At 28.8% G+C, this 19,620-nt stretch carries 18 protein-coding genes and 1 tRNA gene; 10 read left to right on the top strand and 9 right to left on the bottom strand.

The genetic code is table 11. The features are described 5' to 3' along the window. Positions 1–225: 225 nt before the first annotated feature. From MHL31_RS15320 to MHL31_RS15290, 7 genes are all read left to right on the top strand, one after another. Positions 226–375 (top strand): SsrA-binding protein, encoded by a 150-nt coding sequence (locus tag MHL31_RS15320; protein ID WP_240226851.1) that lies wholly within the window; start codon positions 226–228, stop codon positions 373–375. A 35-nt stretch (positions 376–410) separates the two neighbouring features. Continuing rightward, positions 411–484 (top strand) — tRNA-Arg (locus MHL31_RS15315). 299 nt (positions 485–783) lie between these two features. Continuing rightward, positions 784–939 carry a hypothetical protein gene (locus tag MHL31_RS15310; RefSeq protein WP_240226850.1) on the top strand — a complete coding sequence of 52 codons (156 nt, stop codon included), beginning with the start codon at positions 784–786 and terminating at the stop codon, positions 937–939. Positions 940–971: 32 nt separating this feature from the next. Then, entirely contained in the window at positions 972–1,796 is an 825-nt protein-coding gene (locus tag MHL31_RS15305) for an SdiA-regulated domain-containing protein (protein WP_240226849.1), read from the top strand. 96 nt (positions 1,797–1,892) lie between these two features. After that, positions 1,893–2,555 carry an alpha/beta hydrolase family protein gene (locus tag MHL31_RS15300; RefSeq protein ID WP_371824149.1) on the top strand — a complete coding sequence of 221 codons (663 nt, stop codon included), beginning with the start codon at positions 1,893–1,895 and terminating at the stop codon, positions 2,553–2,555. Positions 2,556–2,669: 114 nt separating this feature from the next. Further along, on the top strand, positions 2,670–3,275 hold the full coding sequence (locus tag MHL31_RS15295) for a peroxiredoxin-like family protein (RefSeq protein ID WP_240226848.1): 606 nt from the start codon (positions 2,670–2,672) through the stop codon (positions 3,273–3,275). 380 nt (positions 3,276–3,655) lie between these two features. After that, positions 3,656–6,994, top strand: coding sequence for a glycoside hydrolase family 2 TIM barrel-domain containing protein (locus MHL31_RS15290; protein WP_240226847.1), 3,339 nt, complete (start codon positions 3,656–3,658; stop codon positions 6,992–6,994). A 90-nt stretch (positions 6,995–7,084) separates the two neighbouring features. Here MHL31_RS15290 and MHL31_RS15285 read toward each other — a convergent pair whose 3' ends face one another. From MHL31_RS15285 to tpiA, 5 genes are all read right to left on the bottom strand, one after another. Next, the gene (locus MHL31_RS15285) at positions 7,085–8,101 is read right to left on the bottom strand and encodes a UDP-glucose--hexose-1-phosphate uridylyltransferase (RefSeq protein WP_240226846.1); all 1,017 of its coding nucleotides are present in this window, start codon (positions 8,099–8,101) and stop codon (positions 7,085–7,087) included. Between the two features lie 388 nt (positions 8,102–8,489). After that, the gene (locus tag MHL31_RS15280; protein WP_240226845.1) at positions 8,490–8,801 is read right to left on the bottom strand and encodes an isoamylase early set domain-containing protein; all 312 of its coding nucleotides are present in this window, start codon (positions 8,799–8,801) and stop codon (positions 8,490–8,492) included. 477 nt (positions 8,802–9,278) lie between these two features. Then, the gene (locus tag MHL31_RS15275; RefSeq protein ID WP_240226844.1) at positions 9,279–9,554 is read right to left on the bottom strand and encodes an ATP-dependent Clp protease adaptor ClpS; all 276 of its coding nucleotides are present in this window, start codon (positions 9,552–9,554) and stop codon (positions 9,279–9,281) included. 17 nt (positions 9,555–9,571) lie between these two features. Continuing rightward, positions 9,572–10,402, bottom strand: coding sequence for a 50S ribosomal protein L11 methyltransferase (prmA, locus tag MHL31_RS15270; protein WP_240226843.1), 831 nt, complete (start codon positions 10,400–10,402; stop codon positions 9,572–9,574). Between the two features lie 91 nt (positions 10,403–10,493). After that, positions 10,494–11,252 carry a triose-phosphate isomerase gene (gene tpiA, locus MHL31_RS15265; protein ID WP_240226842.1) on the bottom strand — a complete coding sequence of 253 codons (759 nt, stop codon included), beginning with the start codon at positions 11,250–11,252 and terminating at the stop codon, positions 10,494–10,496. 291 nt (positions 11,253–11,543) lie between these two features. Here tpiA and pyrF point away from each other — a divergent pair, with 291 nt between their 5' ends. After that, on the top strand, positions 11,544–12,365 hold the full coding sequence (pyrF, locus tag MHL31_RS15260; protein WP_240226841.1) for an orotidine-5'-phosphate decarboxylase: 822 nt from the start codon (positions 11,544–11,546) through the stop codon (positions 12,363–12,365). Positions 12,366–12,393: 28 nt separating this feature from the next. Continuing rightward, positions 12,394–13,200, top strand: coding sequence for an ABC transporter substrate-binding protein (locus MHL31_RS15255; protein WP_240226840.1), 807 nt, complete (start codon positions 12,394–12,396; stop codon positions 13,198–13,200). Positions 13,201–13,285: 85 nt separating this feature from the next. Here the strand turns inward: MHL31_RS15255 and MHL31_RS15250 are convergent, their stop codons facing one another. From MHL31_RS15250 to purU, 4 genes are all read right to left on the bottom strand, one after another. After that, entirely contained in the window at positions 13,286–13,990 is a 705-nt protein-coding gene (locus tag MHL31_RS15250) for a DUF4197 domain-containing protein (RefSeq protein WP_240226839.1), read from the bottom strand. 3 nt (positions 13,991–13,993) lie between these two features. Beyond that, positions 13,994–14,164, bottom strand: a complete 171-nt coding sequence (locus MHL31_RS15245) for a DUF5522 domain-containing protein (protein WP_240226838.1) — start codon at positions 14,162–14,164, stop codon at positions 13,994–13,996. A gap of 69 nt (positions 14,165–14,233) precedes the next feature. Next, complete coding sequence (locus MHL31_RS15240; RefSeq protein WP_240226837.1) at positions 14,234–14,764, bottom strand: DUF4136 domain-containing protein; 531 nt, start codon at positions 14,762–14,764, stop codon at positions 14,234–14,236. 154 nt (positions 14,765–14,918) lie between these two features. Further along, positions 14,919–15,773, bottom strand: coding sequence for a formyltetrahydrofolate deformylase (gene purU, locus MHL31_RS15235; RefSeq protein WP_240226836.1), 855 nt, complete (start codon positions 15,771–15,773; stop codon positions 14,919–14,921). 228 nt (positions 15,774–16,001) lie between these two features. Here purU and MHL31_RS15230 point away from each other — a divergent pair, with 228 nt between their 5' ends. After that, positions 16,002–19,451, top strand: a complete 3,450-nt coding sequence (locus MHL31_RS15230) for a methylmalonyl-CoA mutase family protein (RefSeq protein ID WP_240226835.1) — start codon at positions 16,002–16,004, stop codon at positions 19,449–19,451. Positions 19,452–19,620: the final 169 nt, after the last annotated feature.

The following is a 19,620-nucleotide window of genomic DNA, read 5'->3' as shown; positions in this document are numbered from 1 at the left end:
TTATATCTTCTTTTAAGAATTAATTTACACACTATTTATTAACCTTAAAAACCCATAATTATGCTATCTATTTTTACTTTTTTAACTTTATTAATACTGTCAATTATCAACTATTTAATGAATCTTTAAACACAAATTCTATACAATAAAAACATATAGTATTAAAACTAGTTAAGATACTTTCCCACACTTTCGTGGGATTTGTTTTTTGCGTATTTTTACATTATGAAAAAACAACTTTTTAAAATAATCGCAAAAATTAATAAAATTATAATGCCGAGCTTTACTAAAACTGGCCTAGATATGGCTAAAGCAAAGAAATGGCAGTTAGCAATTATTGGTTGGCGTTATTTTGTTACAAAAAATAGTTTGTAAATAATTAAAAAGTGTTATATTTGCACCCGCAAAACGGCCTCGTGGCGCAACTGAATAGCGCATCTGATTACGGCTCAGAAGGTTACAGGTTTGAATCCTGTCGAGGTCACTACTAACAATAAGGCTTTCAAGAGATTGAAAGCCTTTTTTTATTTTAATTCTTCTCGTTTTTTTCCAAAAAATTTAAAATAAAACCTATTCCAACATTATTTATAAGGCCTTAGTACATAATTTTATCTACATTTTTTAAAAAAAACCACTACTTATTTTTAATTTAAATTCGTGTTCTAAATAAAATATAAATTTAAATGTTAGGAATTACTTAAAAAGAAGTCTATTATACTAGATTAGTAGTATATTAAAAATAAAACCACTTATTAATATTTCAATAAAAATAATCATTACAATATGAAACCTAAAGAAACTTTTTCTAAAATAGCAATATTCTTCCTATTACTTATTGCAATTGCTATGATTGTAATTAGTTTTTCAGCAAAAATTCTTCCACCTGCACTTACAGGTATAGGTTTTATTATTATAGCAACCTTGCTTTATAAAAAATAACACTCTAATTATTATATAATAAATACTAACAAATGAAATTGAGCATCCCTTTTATAATTTTAAACATATTTATTACTTGCCAAAAAGACTCTAAAGCAACTTTTGACGAATGTGAAATCTATCAATTAAATAAACCAGCTGTTATTTGGAAAATGCCAAAAGTACTGAACGAAATATCTGGGATTGAACTTCTTAAAAATCAAAAAATAGTCACCCATAATGATGAAGATGGAAACTTATTTCTTTATAATCTGGATAGTAAAAATATTGAAAAAACAATTCCATTTGCTAAAGATGGAGATTATGAAGACATTGCAGTTAAAGGTAATACAGCTTATATTTTACGTTCAAACGGCTCAATTTTTGAAATTCAAAATTATTTAAACGCACCAAACACAATAAAACACAAAACCTTTTTAAAACATAAAGACAATACAGAAGGTTTGTTTTATGACAACATAAAAAATAGGTTATTAATTGCTTGCAAAGAAAATTCAGAAGGTAAAAATAAAAGATTTGTTTATGAATTCTTATTGAATAAGAACACCTTAAATCCAATTCCTGTTTTAACCATTTCGCAAAAAAAAATAAAAAAGCTTTACAATATAAAATCAAAATTTTCACCAAGCGGAATTGCCATTCATCCAATTTCAAAAAACATTTATATTCTTTCTTCTGTTGGAAAAATGCTAGCTGAATTTTCTTCAAAAGGAAATTTACTAAAAATATACAGTCTTAATTACTCTCATTTTACACAACCAGAAGGTATTCGTTTTAATAAAAATGGAGACCTCTATATTTCAAATGAAGCCAAAAAAAATAACGCAAATATTTTAAAATTTAAGTTTATAAGTTAAACATATGATCTCTCAAAAAATAAACTTTAAAAATGCCAAAGGAATGGTTTTAGCCGCCAGGTTAGAAATCCCTAAAACAAACCAACTGCATACGCAATTTTTGCACATTGCTTTACCTGTAATAAAAACCTAACTGCTGTACGCACTATAGGAAAAACTTTAACAGCAAAAAACATTGCTGTTCTGCGCTTCGATTTCACTGGCTTAGGAGAAAGTGAAGGAGATTTTATGCAAACTAATTTTTCTTCAAATATTGAAGACCTATACAGTGCTGCAGAATTTTTGAAAGAAAATTACCAGGCTCCTTCCCTTTTAATTGGACACTCATTAGGTGGTGCAGCTGTAATTTATGCTTCTTTAAAAATTCCTTCTATAAAAGCAATAGCAACTATTGGAGCACCTTCAAACCCAAAACATGTTTCTCATTTATTTCATAGTAGTATTGATGAAATTAATGAAACTGGAAGTGCTTTAGTTAGTATAGGCGGCAGGGAATTTACTATTCAAAAACAATTTATAGAAGATATTCAGGAAAATAACATTAAGCATACATTAAATAACTTTAGAAATTCAATTTTAATTTTACATTCTCCACAAGATACAACTGTTGGCATTGATAATGCGGCTGAAATTTATTCTGCAGCAAGACACCCAAAAAGTTTTGTTTCATTAAATGGTGCTGACCATTTATTAAGTGATAAAAGGGATTCTAAATATGTTGGAAACATTATTGCTACTTGGGCCGATAGATATTTGTAATTAAAAGCAGTTTATATCGACTATCAATTAAGAAAAAAGAATTAAAGCACTTACAAAGAAGTAAGTTTTAAGAATAGTTCAATATTAATTAAAAAAATCATTAAAATTTTAAACATGAAAAAACAATTTATTTTATTAGCATTAATAGCGGTAATAGGCTTCCAATCACAGGCACAAGTAGCTGAAAAGGCTGAAGATATATCTCCATTATTAATTGGTGAAGTTATTCCAGACATACTTTTAAAATCAGAGGATGCAAGTGAATACTCAACATCAAGTATCTTAAGTGAGAAACCAACTATTATGCTTTTTTATCGTGGTGGCTGGTGTCCATATTGCAACGCTCATTTAGCTGAAATTCAAGAAGCAGAAAATGAAATTATGGAATTAGGATATCAAATTGTTGCTATCAGTCCTGACAAACCAGAAAATCTAAAAATTACAGACGATAAAAACAAAATTAACTATAGTTTATATTCAGATAGTGAAGGAAAGCTAATTAAATCAATTGGTATTGCTTTTAAAGCTCCTGAAAGATACGGGCAAATGTTAAGTAAAAATTCTGGAGGATTAAATGAAGGTTTCTTACCAGTACCTTCAATCTTTATTGTAGACACTTCAGGTAAAATCTTATTTGAATATATCAACCCTGATTATAAAAATAGATTGTCATCATCATTATTACTTGCTGTATTAAAAAATCTTGATAATAGTAAGTAACATCTATAAAAATATAGATAAATACAAAAATCCAGCGAACTTAGTTTCGCTGGATTAATTTAATTATCTAATAAGCTATCAACCTACTTTAAGAAGGCTTACATAGCATAATATGTATAAAACCACTTTCTTATAAACTTTTTTTCTTTTACCAATAATTTGCTTCACAATTATAAGCTTTGTCAATAAATCTACTTTTTTGACAGCTTTCTTTTCACCAGTGTTTATTTAGTGTTTTATAAGTTACTTTAATTAATTACTTAATTTTTAGTATACCAATTTTAGGAAATTTGGAACATTCCTCTATTTTTTTAATTAATAATTGTATTTTAGACGCTTATTTTAATTATAAATTAAAACCTAAACTAACTCTAAATCTAATGAAAAAAACATTTATCACTTTAGTAGTTATCTTGATAACTATAAACTCTTTTGGCCAGCAAAAAGATCCGATTACCGATTATAAATATTATATTGAAAATGAAGCAATAATAAGTGAAAACAAATTAGACGCACGTGCTTCTTTTACTTCATACACTAATTATAACGATGCTTTAAACGAAAATTTATCAAATGCATATTACCAATCACTAGATGGTAATTGGAAATTCAATTGGGTAAAAAACCCAAAAGATAGACCGACTACTTTTATGAATCCTTCAGAAAATCTTTCTGATTGGAATACTATAAAAGTTCCTTCTAATTGGGAAGTTGAAGGTTATGGAATTCCTATTTATGTAAATCACCAATACGAATTTTCGGACCACAAAGCCATGGTTGCTGATGATATGGAATTGGTTGACGGTATTTACCCTGCTGATCCAGGAAATGTTCCAGACAACTACAACCCTGTTGGTTCTTATAGAAGAGATTTCACTGTTGACGCTAATTGGAACGATAAAGAAGTTTTTTTACAAATTGGAGCTATGAAATCGGGTGGTTTTGTATGGTTAAACGGAGAGTATATTGGCTATTCACAAGGAAGTAAATTACCTGCTGAATTTAATATCTCTAAAGCTTTAAAACCTGGAAAAAACACTATTGCTATTCAAATTTTTAGATGGACAGATGGTAGTTATTTAGAATGTCAAGATTTCTGGAGAATTAGCGGTATAGAACGAAGTGTTTATATTTATGCGCAACCAAAAATAAGAATTGATGATTTTGAAGTAGCCTCAACATTAGATAAAGCCTATGAAAATGGCTTACTAGATTTAACTGTTTCTTTAAAAAATAATTTTTCAAAAAAACAAAACATACAAGTTAGTTATCAATTATTAGATGAGAACCAACAAAAAATTACTTCAGAGAATGTAAAAACTACTTTAAATATTGCTTCTAACAATACAGTTAATTTTAAAGCAGAAATTCCACAAGTAAAACAATGGAGTGCAGAACATCCAAACCTATATTCTTTAATTTTAGAAGTAAAAGATAAAAAAGGAAATGTTTTAGAGGTAATTCCTACTAAAATTGGATTTAGATCTGTTGAAATTAAAAATGGATTGCTTTTAGTAAACGGACAACGTATTACTTTAAAAGGTGTAAATACTCAAGAAGCCAATCCAGAAACCGGACATATTGTAGCTGAAGAACAGATAATAAAAGACATTAAACTTTGGAAAGAAAACAACATAAATGCAGTACGTTTAAGTCATTATCCTCAACAGCGAAGATTTTACGAATTATGTGATATTTACGGAATATATGTTGTTGACGAAGCAAATATTGAGTCGCACGGAATGTACTACGGAAAACATTCGCTAGCCAAAAAAGAAAGTTGGGAATTAGCTCATGTTGACAGAATGGTTAGAATGGTAAAACGCGATAAAAATCATCCTTCTGTAATTATTTGGTCTATGGGTAATGAAGCTGGAAATGGTGTAAACTTTTTTGCTGGATACGATGCTATTAAAGCTGCTGATAAAACTAAACGACCTGTACAATACGAACGACCATATAAAGACTACGATGGTAGCTTATTTGACATGGATACCAACACAGATATAATTGTGCCTCAATATCCTTCCCCAGCAACATTTGAAGCTATTGGAAAATCTAAAACAGATAGACCTTTTATTCCTAGTGAATATGCTCACGCAATGGGAAATAGTACTGGTAATTTTCAAGATTATTGGGATATTATTGAGCAATACGACAATTTACAAGGTGGTTTTATTTGGGATTGGGTAGATCAATCTATCTGGAAAACAAATGAAAAAGGCGAACGCTATTACGCTTATGGTGGAGATTATGGAAAAAACATGCCTTCAGATGACACCTTTTTAAATAACGGAATCGTTTTTCCTGATCGTACACCACAACCTGGTTTATACGAAGTAAAAAAAGCACACGAATTTATTAATTTCAAAAATAAAGGAATTAATAAACATAATGAAATTAGAATACTTGTTGAAAACCTATATGATTTTACAAATTTAAATCAATTTAACATTACTGCACAAATTAAAGCTGACGGTGCAATTTTAAAAACTATAAATGTTGGAAGTATTCCTGTTGAAACACATACTGGAAAGCTTATTAGAATAAGTTTAGATGACGTAGATTATAAAGAAAACACCGAATATTTTGTTGAAATTTCAGCAACTACAAAAGAAGCTTGGAGCTTACTTCCTGCTGGCTTTGAAGTTGCACATGAGCAAATTATGCTAACAAATAAATTTAAACGAAATACTAAGGAAGTTTATTCAAACAATACACTTACTGTTAAAGATTCTGATGAAAATGTAACTATTTCTAATGAAGATGTTACCATTATTTTTAATAAAGAAAATGGAATTATTACATCTTACACATACAAAGGGAACCAACTTATAAAAGATGGTAATGGTCCAAAACCAAACTTTTGGCGCGCACCAACAGACAATGATTTTGGTAATAGAATGCAAGCAAACAATATTGAATGGAAAAAAGCATCATTATTTGCCAAAGTAACAAATTTTGAAACTTCAAAAGGAGCTAATAATAGTATTAAAGTTACAATAGATTATAAGCTTCCTGGAGTTGAAACTACTTTTAATTCAACTTATGCAATAAATGGTGATGGCGTTATTTTAATTGATAATACCTTAAATGAAACCACTTACAAAGGAGATATTCCACGTATAGGAATGCGCATGCAATTACCAAAAAAATATGGAAACATGAACTATTACGGTCGTGGTCCTTGGGAAAATTATCAAGACAGAAAAGCATCTGCTTTTATAGATGTTTATAACTCAAAGGTAAAAGACCAATATGTTCCATACATTCGTCCACAAGAAAATGGATACAAAACAGAAGTACGTTGGGCTGCTTTTTCTGACACTAATAATAATGGACTACTAGTAGTTTCAAAAAACAAATCTAAAGGTTTTGGAATGAGTGCTCTGCATATGCCAAATGAAGATTTTGACACTACTGAAGGACTTGTTTATGGAAATACGCAAGATATTGAGCCAGAATTTAGAATTGATGGTATTCCAGCAATTAATACATCTAAGCATACAATAGATATTAAAGAACAAGATCTTATTCAATTAAATATTGATTTAGAACAAAGAGGTGTTGCTGGAGATAATAGTTGGGGTGCTAAACCACAAGACTACTACCAAATTAAAGGTAATACTAAACATAAGTATCAATTTTATTTAGTTCCTTTTAATAATCTAAAAAAAGATGATATTATTGAAATAAGTAAATTAACATATAAGTTTTAAGTTGAAAAAACGCTAATTAAGAATACAAAAAAAGGATTAAATCTATTACGATTTAATCCTTTTTTAATTATAATATAACTAATAAACTTCTTATAACTCTCTTAATCTTTGAGCTGCTATTTCAGCAGTAATATCTCTTTGTGGAGAACCAAACATTTCGTACCCAACCATAAACTTTTTAACTGTTGCACTTCTTAATAACGGTGGATAAAAACTCATATGCCAATGCCAATGATTGTTATCTTCATTATTTGTAGGCGCTTGATGAATTCCACTAGAGTATGGGAAAGAACAATCAAATAATTTATCGTATGCTTTTGTTAAAACAGAAATTGCTTCAGCAAATTGCGCTCCTTCTTCTTTGGTTAAACAACTTATATTTTTTTGTGCTTTTTTTGGCAAAATCATTGCTTCAAAAGGCCAAACTGCCCAAAATGGTACCAATACAACAAAAGCATCGTTTTCAAAAATAATTCTTTCCTTCAGCGTTAATTCTTGCTTTACGTAATCTTCTAAAATTGTTGTATTATTTTTTTGAAAATATTCTAATTGTTTAACATCTTTTTTAAACACCTCGTTAGGTAAAGAAGACTGGCTCCAAATTTGACCGTGTGGATGTGGATTACTACATCCCATTACAGATCCTTTATTTTCAAAAATTTGAACGTAATTTATATTTTCTTCCTTTCCTAAAAGTTCATACTCATATTTCCAAGTATCTACTACTTTTTCTATAGCAGAAGTAGACATTTCAGCTAAACTTTTTGAATGATCAGGACTGAAACAAATTACTTTACAAATACCAGTTTCACTTTCTGCTTTTAATAATCCATCATTTACACTAAATGATTTTGAATCTTTTTGAAGCGCAGCAAAATCGTTAGTAAAAACAAATGCTCCTTTATAATCTGGATTAACCTCTCCATTAATACGAGTATTACCAGCACATAAATAACAACTTTCATCGTAAGCAGGTCTTACCTCTTTATTTAAAGTTTCTTTTTGTCCTTGCCAAGGTCTTTTTGCTCGGTGTGGAGAAACCAATACCCATTCACCTGTTAATATATTGTAGCGTTTGTGTGAGTAATCTTGTAAATCTGTATTCATACTAAAATTTTTATTTTCTGAAATATTACATTTTTAAATGTAAATAATACGTTTAATTTATTTATACAAAGATAATTTAAATTTTATATAAAAAAATAATTACAGCTAAAAGATAACAGAAAATAATAAAACTTAAAAATAGTAAGAATTAAAGGACAAAAAAGGTGATAAATTTTACCGAAAAAGTATTATTTTTTTAATGAAGTAAAAAAAAATTCTAAACATGACATATGTCATATAAAATACTTTTATTTAGGCTTATGTTTGCAGTATATTTCATTACTTAATTGAAATAAGTAATGTTTTTGATTTTTTTAGTTAGTAGTAAAAAAAAGAGAATTTGGCTTCAAATTCTCTTTTTTTATGTTAACCAATAATATAAAATGTATTATAATAATACAACTGAATTTTCTTCAGCACCTAATCCACTATTTACATATTTATCTGCACTATCATCATTCACCCAATTTTCACCATCCAATAAATATTTGAATTGAAATTCATTTCCTGCAGGTAAATCAATAGTTACCTTAAATGAACCATTTTTTAATTTTTTCATTGCAATTGGTTCTGCAGTATTCCAATTATTAAACTCACCTAACAAATCAACTTTTTGAGCACCTAATACAGCATCTTTATCCATTGAAAAAGTCACTTTGCAAACTGGTTTACTTTTTAAATATTGTTTCTTTAAACTCATAATAATCTTTATTTTAGTATTTTAATACAAATATAAATTAGAAAAGAGCGTTTAAATACAACTCAGTTTTCATATTTATGCGCTATATTAACACTAAGCCTTGATTTTATATGACAAATATCAATATCATACAGCTACAACGTTTTCTTAAAATAAAAATTAGTTCAATTTACTGCGTTTAAACAATTAAAAAACTTTTAAATAAAATCATTTCATTTATTAAAATACAACCTTTGTTAAATAGGTTGTATAACAGTATAAATAATAAAATACTTGTAAAAAGTAAAGCAGGAAATCTAATCTGTTTAATTGAGTATGTAAAATACTGCAATAAAACTATATAATTAGTTTTTTTGTAAGTTAAGTTAATAATTAACGTCTAAAAATGTAAGAGTTAATCATTTTACTTTTAATTAATAATGTTCTTTTTGGTTAAATAACTCTTTGGAAAAGTCGGTAGCACATCATCGACTTTTCTTATATAATTTCAGCAGATAAACCTTTACTTAATAGTTTACTACAACGTGGTTTTAGCTCGTTATACTTACCCGTTTTTACAGTACATTTACCTTTATAATGAACTAGAATTGTACATTGTTCAGCTTGTTCTAAAGTATGGTCACAAACTTCTATTAAAGAATCAATTACAAAATCAAATGTGTTAACATCGTCATTAAACAACACAATTTCATGTTGATTGGTTTCTTGCTCTAATGTTTCAACTTCTTCTTGTATTTTTCTTTCGGTACTCATAGTGCAAAAATAATAAATTATTTTTTATACTTTAAAGCCACCCAATTATTACGTTCTATAGTGCTATCTAATTTTAAATTAAATTTAGATACTTCTGCATCAATAACTGGAATATCTTCTTTATAAAACCCACTAAACAATATTACACCATCTTTATTTAAACAATTCATATACGATTGCATATCGTTTAACAGAATATTTCTATTAATATTTGCTATAATTACATCGTACTTTTTGTTTACCAACAAAGAAGCGTCTCCTTCAAAAACTGAAATATGAGAACACTTATTACGTTCCACATTTTCCAATGAATTCTCGTAACACCAATTATCAATATCAATTGCATCAATAGGTTTTGCTCCTTTCATTTCAGCAAAAATTGCTAAAATTCCAGTTCCGCAACCCATGTCCAAAACTTTTTTATCTAATAAATCTAAGTTTAACAAGTGCTGCACCATCATATGTGTAGTTTCATGATGCCCAGTTCCAAAACTCATTTTTGGTTCTATAATAATGTCGTACTTTAAATTTGGGTTTTCATGAAACGGAGCTCTAATACTCACCAAATCATCAACCTGAATTGGGCTAAAGTTTTTTTCCCATTCGCTATTCCAATTAGTTTGTTCTATCACCTCTTCGGTAATAGTAAACTTAAACTCACCTGAATTTAAAATCTGAATGTCTTTTAAAATTTCAGAATTCCAATCATCTTCTTGAATATAGGCTGTTACGCCATCTTCATTTTCAACAAAACTTTCAAAACCTGCAAAACCTAACTGCGCAATTAAAATTTCTGTAGCAGGTTCTTTAGGTGTAACCGCAAAGTTATAACCAATGTATTTTATCATATCAAAATTTATTTCCAAATGCAAAAATACGGTTTCCTTTGCTAATGAAAGAAAACCGTATCTATTTTTATAACTTTATTTTAAGATTTCCTTAAAATGAATTTACCAAAGCAATAAAACTTTCAGCTTTTAAAGCAGCTCCACCAATTAATCCACCATCTACATCTTCTTTAGAGAAAATTTCTTTTGCATTACCAGGGTTTACACTTCCTCCGTATAAAATTGATACATCTCCAGCAACTTCTGCATTGTATTTGTCTGTTACAATTTTTCTAATAAAAGCGTGCATTTCTTGTGCTTGTTCTGGAGAAGCAGTTTCACCAGTACCTATTGCCCAAACTGGTTCGTAAGCTAAAACAATATTTTTCCAAGCATCTGCTGGTAAATGGAACAAAGCATTTTTAATTTGACTTTCAACAACGTTAAAATGATTTCCAGCTTTTCTATCTTCTAAAACTTCACCAAAACAGAAAATTACTTCTAACCCGTTTGCTAATGCAGCATCAACTTTTTCAGTTAAAATAGCATCTGTTTCTCCAAAATACTCACGTCTTTCAGAGTGTCCTAAAATAACAGTTTTTAAACCTAAAGATGTTAACATTTCAGCAGAAATTTCTCCTGTAAAAGCACCGCTTTTAGCTTGGTGCATATTTTGAGCAGCTACCTCTACAGCTGAACCTTTTGCTACTTTTACAACTTCGCTAATATTTACAAAAGTTGGTGTAACAATTACACGCGTATTGTCTAAATTTAAATCTTTTACTTCTGCTACAATTTCGCTTGCTAATTGTGTTGACTCTTGAACATTTTTGTTCATTTTCCAGTTTCCTGCAACTATCTGTTTTCTCATTATTTTATATTTTACTTTATAGTATTCATTTATACCACAAATTTACACTTTTAAGATGAAAAAAAGGCTGAAATAAAGGACTTGTTTTCGCAATCGTTTTCGATTGATAATCAATACAAATACCTTATTTATTACAAATTTTAAAAACTTACAAATCAACTATTAAATTACACAAACTAATAACATATTTTTAGTATGCATAAATATAAATAATCAGCATATAAAACTTAAATACAATTATAACTTAAACTATTAAAATTAGTACTTTTGTCCAACTCTTTATTTTACATTATGAATAAACAAGAATTAATTACCCAAATTCAACAAAAAAAATCGTTTCTGTGCATTGGTTTAGATGTAGATTTATCTAAAATCCCAACACATTTATTAGCGAAAGAAGATCCTATTTTTGAATTTAACAAACAAATAATAGATGCAACACATCATTTAGCTATTGCCTATAAGCCAAATACTGCATTTTACGAAGCTTACGGAATTAAAGGTTGGCTTGCATTAGAAAAAACCATAAAGTATATTAATGCAAACTATCCTGAATTATTTACCATTGCAGATGCAAAACGTGGCGATATTGGAAATACATCTACAATGTATGCTAAAGCATTTTTTGAAGATTTAAATTTTGATTCTGTTACTGTAGCACCCTATATGGGAAGTGATTCTGTAGAACCTTTTTTAGCTTTTGAAAACAAAAACACTATACTTTTAGCCTTAACATCTAACAAAGGTGGATTGGATTTTCAAGGATTAAAAACAGAAAATGAAGCTTTATACAAAGAAGTTTTAAAAACAGCACTTACTTGGAAAAATTCTGAAAACTTAATGTTTGTTGTTGGAGCAACAAAAGCATCCTATTTTGAAGAAATTAGAAAAATTGTTCCAAATCATTTTCTATTAGTTCCAGGGGTTGGTGCTCAAGGAGGTAATTTACAAGATGTTTGCAAATATGGATTAAATAAAGATTGCGGCTTACTTATAAATTCTTCAAGAGGAATTATTTATGCTGGAAACGATGAGAACTTCGCCTTAAAAGCGCAAGAAGAAGCTCTAAAATTACAACAAGAAATGGCAGCTATATTAAACACTTGCTGTTAATTTTTAAGTAAAACAGATACACATACAAATGAAAATAATTAAAGATCAACTAGGTCGAGAAATTACATTAAAAAATACACCTAAAAGAATCGTTTCATTAGTTCCTTCGCAAACAGAACTTTTATACGACTTAGCTTTAGAAAATGAATTGATTGGTATTACTAAATTTTGTGTACATCCTTATCATTTAAAATCAACTAAAACTAGCGTTGGTGGTACAAAAAAAGTAGATTATGAAAAAATTAAAGCATTAAATCCTGATTTTATACTATGTAATAAAGAAGAAAATGCTTACGATATGCTACCTGAACTAGAAAAAATAGCGCCCACCTATTTTTCTGATGTAAATACCATACAACAAGCTATTGATTTAATTTTACATTTAGGCTCAATACTTAACCGTAGAACTGAAGCGGACAATCTAGTACATAAACTTGAGTTTAAAATGAATGATTTTAACCAATTTATAAAAGATAAACCAGTTAGAAAAGTGGCTTATTTTATTTGGGCAAAACCTTGGATGGTTGTTGGTAACGACACATTTATAAATGAAATGATGAAACTAAATAAGTTTGAAAACATTTATGGAAATATGAGTCGTTATCCAAAAGTAGAAATCAATAAAATAAGACACGAAGGCGATCCAGATGTTGTTATTTTATCGTCAGAACCATTTTCTTTTAAAGATGAACATGCTATGGAAATTGCATCATTTACAAACCGATCTATCACTGTTTTTGGTGATGGCGAAATGTTTAGTTGGTTTGGATCTAGAATGCTTTTAGCTTTTGATTATTTTAAAGAATTACATAAAAAACTAGAAAGTCATTTTTAATACTATTGTATAAAAAAAACTTATAAAAGTAAAAAAAGCCTTTCAAATTTAATTGAAAGGCTTTTTTTCTAATATTTTATCTAAATTAATTGTCTTGTAAAGCAAAAACCTTTTTTAGCAAATCTGAAGATCTGCTACTTACTTTAGTTCTAATATTAAGTTCTTCAACTTCAACCATTGTATAAACACCTTTTAAAGCTTCTCCAGTTACATAATCTGTTAAATCTGGATTTACATCGTTTGTTAATGGTAAACTATTGTATTTTGTAATTAAATTCGACCAAATTTTATCTGCTCCTACCTTTTGAAAAGAATTGGCAATAATTGGATTAAATTTTTGGTATAATGTCTCTGAAGTAGCTGTTTGTAAATATTGAGTAGCTGCATTTTTATCTCCTAATAAAATATTTTTAGCATCTGTAAAAGTCATACCTTTTATTGCATCAACAAAAATAGGAATTGCCTCTCCAACAGCATCTTCAGCTGCATTATTTAATACCTTTATTCCTTCATCGGCTAATTTAGATAAACCAATTGATCGTAAAGTATTATCTACTTTTTGCAATTCTTCAGGAAGTAAAATTCTGGTTAATTCATTTTTATAAAAACCATTTTCAACAGACAGTTTTGTTACTTGGTTTGTAATTCCGTTATTTAAAGCTTCCTTTAAACCTCCCGCTATTTGATCGTTTGTTATACCAGTATTTGGTAATTGACTTATAACTTGTTGTAATTCTGAACATGCAGAAAATTGAAAAATCACTGCAATTAATAGTATTCGTTTTAGCATCTTTTATTTTTTTATTGAATTCGTATTTTTATCATAACCAAACGGACAATGTTTACATCCGTTTTTACAACAATACCCTCTTTTTAAATGATATTGTTCTGTAAAAACACGGTATCCTTGTTCATTAACGTAATAATCTCCCTCTTCTAAAGGACTTATTTTTTTATACTCCACGGTGTAAAAATAACATAAAAAAAACGTTCTGAAACTTCAGAACGTTTTTAAACTATTATTTAACTGTAATTATTCAATTACTGGAGGGTAATTTGTCATTATTTCAGCAACAAATTCTCTAATTCTTTCTTCTTTTTTAGCAACATTTCCAGAAGTTGTTAAACCTCCGCTTCCAATACCTTGCCAAATCAACTCTTTCTTATTAGAATCTATTAAATCAATAAAAAGTGTTCCTTCTGTGTATTTAGAAATATGCATACCATAATTTGGTCCGTAATACCAAGGATGCCAACCAATGTGCATAGAATTATTATTATAAACATCTACTTTTTGATGCGCTTTTGTAAAAATATTGACAAGAACATCTGGATTTGAAGATTTTGTAAAACCTTTAGCTGCTAATTCTGATTCAAGAGCTTTTAAAATTCTACGTTTGTCTAAATCCGATATTTCAACTTTATCAATTCCTTTTTTATAGAATGCATATGTTTTGTATTTGGTAAAATCAGTTGATGTATCATAATCTGATGTAACTTTAACCGAGCTACAAGATGCAACTAAAAAAAGAAGCATTAACGGAAGAAATTTTACGGCTTTCATATTCTTGAATTTTAACTTTATTAAAAAAATATTTTATATAACAATTTACCTTATAATCAGCTATGTTACACGTCAATAAACATATCAACAATCATACCATAATTATATTTATAAAAACTAAAATCGTACTACAATAAATAAAACAATTATGCCTTTATTTAAAGACAACTGTTTTATTTTTAAAAACCATCACCTTCCTCTTTATATGTAATTTTAGAGCTCTTGACAATACTATTTTTTCTAAATCTCTACCTTTTAAAATAAAGTCTTTAATAGTATTTATATGAGAAACACGTGTTATATCTTGTTCAATTATTGGTCCTTCATCTAACTCTTCAGTAACATAATGACTTGTGGCTCCAATAATTTTAACACCTCTTTTAAAAGCTGAATGATAAGGTTTTGCACCAGGAAATGCAGGTAAAAATGAATGGTGAATATTTATAATTTTGTTGGTATATTCTTGAATTAATTTAGATGAAATTATTTGCATATATCTTGCTAACGCAATAAAATCAATTTCATATTCACGCAATAACTTTAACTGAGATGCTTCAGCCTGTTGCTTTGTTTCTTTTGTAACTTTTATACAGTAAAACGGAATATTAAAAGATTTAGCTATTGGTTCTAAATCTGGATGATTACTTATTATTAACGGTATTTCTACATCTAATTCATTTGTGCTATACCTACTTAAAATATCATACAAACAATGTTCGTATTTAGAAACAAACAATGCCATTTTTGGCTTTATATCAGAATCGTACAAACTCCAAGTCATTTCAAATTTCTCGGCAATTACATCACTAAAAACCTTTTTAAAAACACGGAAAGAAAATGATTCTTCTAAAAGCTCACATTCCAATCGCATAAAAAACATATTATCTTGCCTATCAACATGCTGATCTATATATACAATATTTCCGTTTTGTTGGTGTATAAAATTAGTTACGGATGCAATTATACCTTTACCGTCATTACAATTTATAAGTATTGTTATTTTTTTCATGTGTCTTTATTATTTTTTTAACGGTCGCATGCTGTTCGCTAATAATTATTTCCATAAGCGTTAAACTTTTGGGCATGCTCGGTTCTTTACAAAAAATTCAAGTACCAAAATTAAATAAAAATAACACTATAATTACAGCGCCTTAAAATGTTATCTATTTAGTAAAAATTTATTTGTATTTTTAAAAAATTCATAAATTGCAACACATATATTTATCAATATTTCGAAATGAAAAAAAACACAACTTATAAACCCGTAAATAAAATACGAATTGTAACTGCTGCTTCACTTTTTGATGGACACGATGCTTCTATAAATATTATGCGTAGAATTATTCAGTCAACTGGTGTAGAAGTAATTCATTTAGGTCATGATAGAAGTGTTGAAGAAGTTGTGAATTGCGCAATACAAGAAGATGCTAATGCAATTGCTATAACTTCTTATCAAGGTGGACATACTGAGTATTTTAAATATATGTTTGATCTTTTAAAAGAAAAAAAGGCTACACATATTAAACTATTTGGCGGCGGTGGCGGTGTAATACTTCCTTCAGAAATAGAAGAATTGATGAATTACGGTATTACTAAAATATATTCTCCAGATGACGGAAGAAGCCTTGGTTTACAAGGTATGATTAATGATATGGTTGAAAAAAGTGATTTTGCAACTGGCAAAATTGTAGATTTTAAAGTTTCTGAGCTTAAAAATAAAATTAACAAACAAATTGCTGTAGCAATCTCAGCTGCAGAGAATTTTTCAGAAAAACATATTGATTTCATTAATGAACTAAGAAAAAAGGCCAACGCATCTAAAACTCCTGTTTTAGGTATTACCGGAACTGGAGGCTCAGGAAAATCATCTACGGTTGATGAAATTGTACGCCGATTTTTAGTTGATTTCCCAGAAAAAACAATTGCAATTGTATCTGTAGATCCTTCAAAACGTAAAACTGGAGGCGCCCTATTAGGCGATAGAATTAGAATGAATGCAATTAACAACAACCGTGTTTATATGCGTTCTTTAGCTACTAGACAAGCTAATTTAGCATTGTCTAAACATATAAATGATGCCGTAGATATTTTAAAAGTTGCCGATTTTGATTTAGTGATTTTAGAAACTTCTGGAATAGGACAAAGCGATACAGAAATAATAGAACATTCGGATGTTTCTATGTATGTTATGACTCCAGAATATGGCGCAGCAACACAATTAGAAAAAATTGACATGCTCGATTTTGCTGATATAATTGCTCTAAACAAATTTGATAAACGCGGTGCTCTAGACGCGCTTAGAGATGTAAAAAAACAATACCAACGCAACCATGGTTTATGGGAAGAAGCTGTTGAACAAATGCCTGTTTTTGGAACTATCGCCTCGCAATTTAACGATTTAGGAACAAATCTATTATATCGTTTTTTAATCAAAAAACTAAACGAAAAAACGTCTCAACATTTTAAAAGCAGCTTTCAATTCAATACAGATTCAATTAAAAATCAATTTATAATTCCACCAAACAGAACTCGTTATTTATCTGAAATTACTGAAAACAATAGATCTTACAACAAAAAAAGCCTTCAACAAAAAGAAATAGCCGAAAAACTTTATGGTATTTATAAAACTATTTGTTCTGTTGGAAACATTAATAATAAACCTACACAAACTCTTCTTACAGAAATTGGATTGAATGAAGATGAAATCCTAAAACAAGTTAAAAATAACGATTCCAAACAATTAATTTCGCTGTTATTTAAAGAGTTTTCAAAAGTTAAAATGGATTTAAATCCACATAACTGGAACATCATTTTAAATTGGGAAACTAAAAAACAATCATATAAAAATGAGGTATACTCATATAAAGTTCGTGATAAAGAAATAAATATAAAAACACATAGCAAATCACTTTCTCACATACAAATTCCTAAAATAGCCCTTCCAAAATATGAAGCCTGGGGAGCAATTTTACATTGGACTTTAGAAGAAAATGTACCTGGAGAATTTCCATACACAGCTGGCCTTTTTCCTTTTAAAAGAACTGGTGAAGACCCTACCAGAATGTTTGCAGGTGAAGGAAGTCCAGAACGCACAAACAAACGTTTTCATTATGTAAGTTTAGGCTCAGCAGCAAAACGATTATCTACTGCTTTTGATTCTGTAACTTTATATGGAAACGATCCAAATTTACGCCCAGATATTTATGGTAAAATAGGAAATGCCGGTGTTTCAGTTTGTTGTTTAGATGATACTAAAAAACTATACTCAGGTTTTGAATTAACAAACCCTACAACTTCAGTTTCAATGACCATTAATGGGCCAGCACCTATGATGCTTGCTTTTTTTATGAATGCAGCTATTGATCAAGAATGTGAAAAATACATTATAGAAAATAATTTAAAAGATGAAGTTGAAACTAAAATTGCTTCAATTTATAAAACAAAAGGAGTTGAAAGACCTAAATATGAAGGACAACTTCCAGAAGGGAATAATGGTTTAGGTTTATTACTTTTAGGTGTTACTGGAGATGAAGTTTTACCTAAAGAAATTTATCAAAAAATAAAAACCGAAACAATTTCCAAAGTTAGAGGTACTGTACAAGCTGATATTCTAAAAGAAGATCAAGCACAAAATACCTGCATTTTTTCAACCGAATTTGCTTTGCGCTTAATGGGCGATGTACAAGAATATTTTATTAAAAATAATGTCCGTAATTTTTATTCAGTTTCTATTTCGGGTTATCATATGGCAGAAGCTGGAGCAAATCCAATTTCACAACTAGCATTTACCTTAGCAAACGGATTTACATATATAGAATACTACCTTTCTAGAGGTATGGACATCAATAAATTTGGTCCAAACTTATCCTTTTTCTTTTCGAATGGAATAGACCCTGAATATGCAGTAATTGGTAGAGTTGCTCGTAAAATTTGGGCAAAAGCTTTAAAATATAAATATGGTGCAAATCCAAGAGCTCAAATGTTAAAATACCACATTCAAACTTCAGGTAGAAGTTTACATGCTCAAGAAATTGATTTTAATGATATTAGAACTTCACTGCAAGCTTTGTATGCAATTTACGACAATTGTAATAGTTTACATACCAATGCTTATGATGAGGCAATTACAACTCCTACAGAAGAAAGCGTTCGTAGAGCAATGGCTATTCAACTAATTATTAATAAAGAGTTGGGTTTAGCTAAAAATGAAAACCCAATTCAAGGAGCTTTTATTATTGAAGAATTAACCGATTTGGTTGAAGAAGCAATTTATTTAGAATTTGATAGAATTACAGAAAGAGGTGGTGTTTTAGGAGCTATGGAAACAATGTACCAACGCAGTAAAATTCAGGAAGAAAGTTTATATTACGAAACATTAAAACACAATGGAAAATTTCCAATTATTGGTGTAAATACGTTTTTAAGTAGCAAAGGCTCTCCTACTGTTTTACCTCAAGAAGTAATTAGAGCAACTGAAAAAGAAAAACAAGGTCAAATAAATGTAGTAGAAAATTTAAATATTGGTAATAAACACAAAACCAATGAACAACTTCAATTGTTAAAACAAAAATCAATAAATAATGAAAATATTTTTGAGCAATTAATGGAAGCTTGTAAAGTGTGTTCAATAGGACAAATTACTGAAGCTTTATTTGAAGTTGGTGGACAATATAGAAGAAATATGTAATTTTTTTTATTTTAAATGCATCTTTTTAATCATTTCGCAGTCTACTAGATGAATATAAAATTTAATATTATGAAAAATAATAAGGAATGTAATTGTAACTGTGATGGTTGCAAAACCGGAGATTGTAATAACTGTAATTGCACAAACTGTACGTGCACAAATTGTAATT

This window comes from Lutibacter sp. A80, assembly GCF_022429645.1.
Classification (GTDB): domain Bacteria; phylum Bacteroidota; class Bacteroidia; order Flavobacteriales; family Flavobacteriaceae; genus Lutibacter.
Note: the sequence above shows the minus strand (reverse complement) of the source record. Positions and strands in the feature narration are given on the sequence as shown.

Coding starts and splice junctions, on each gene's coding strand:
- MHL31_RS15320 (WP_240226851.1), top strand. CDS start 226: ATGAAAAAACAACTTTTTAAAATAATCGCAAAAATTAATAAAATTATA.
- MHL31_RS15310 (WP_240226850.1), top strand. CDS start 784: ATGAAACCTAAAGAAACTTTTTCTAAAATAGCAATATTCTTCCTATTA.
- MHL31_RS15305 (WP_240226849.1), top strand. CDS start 972: ATGAAATTGAGCATCCCTTTTATAATTTTAAACATATTTATTACTTGC.
- MHL31_RS15295 (WP_240226848.1), top strand. CDS start 2,670: ATGAAAAAACAATTTATTTTATTAGCATTAATAGCGGTAATAGGCTTC.
- MHL31_RS15290 (WP_240226847.1), top strand. CDS start 3,656: ATGAAAAAAACATTTATCACTTTAGTAGTTATCTTGATAACTATAAAC.
- MHL31_RS15285 (WP_240226846.1), bottom strand. CDS start 8,101: ATGAATACAGATTTACAAGATTACTCACACAAACGCTACAATATATTA.
- MHL31_RS15280 (WP_240226845.1), bottom strand. CDS start 8,801: ATGAGTTTAAAGAAACAATATTTAAAAAGTAAACCAGTTTGCAAAGTG.
- MHL31_RS15275 (WP_240226844.1), bottom strand. CDS start 9,554: ATGAGTACCGAAAGAAAAATACAAGAAGAAGTTGAAACATTAGAGCAA.
- prmA (WP_240226843.1), bottom strand. CDS start 10,402: ATGATAAAATACATTGGTTATAACTTTGCGGTTACACCTAAAGAACCT.
- tpiA (WP_240226842.1), bottom strand. CDS start 11,252: ATGAGAAAACAGATAGTTGCAGGAAACTGGAAAATGAACAAAAATGTT.
- pyrF (WP_240226841.1), top strand. CDS start 11,544: ATGAATAAACAAGAATTAATTACCCAAATTCAACAAAAAAAATCGTTT.
- MHL31_RS15255 (WP_240226840.1), top strand. CDS start 12,394: ATGAAAATAATTAAAGATCAACTAGGTCGAGAAATTACATTAAAAAAT.
- MHL31_RS15250 (WP_240226839.1), bottom strand. CDS start 13,990: ATGCTAAAACGAATACTATTAATTGCAGTGATTTTTCAATTTTCTGCA.
- MHL31_RS15240 (WP_240226837.1), bottom strand. CDS start 14,764: ATGAAAGCCGTAAAATTTCTTCCGTTAATGCTTCTTTTTTTAGTTGCA.
- purU (WP_240226836.1), bottom strand. CDS start 15,773: ATGAAAAAAATAACAATACTTATAAATTGTAATGACGGTAAAGGTATA.
- MHL31_RS15230 (WP_240226835.1), top strand. CDS start 16,002: ATGAAAAAAAACACAACTTATAAACCCGTAAATAAAATACGAATTGTA.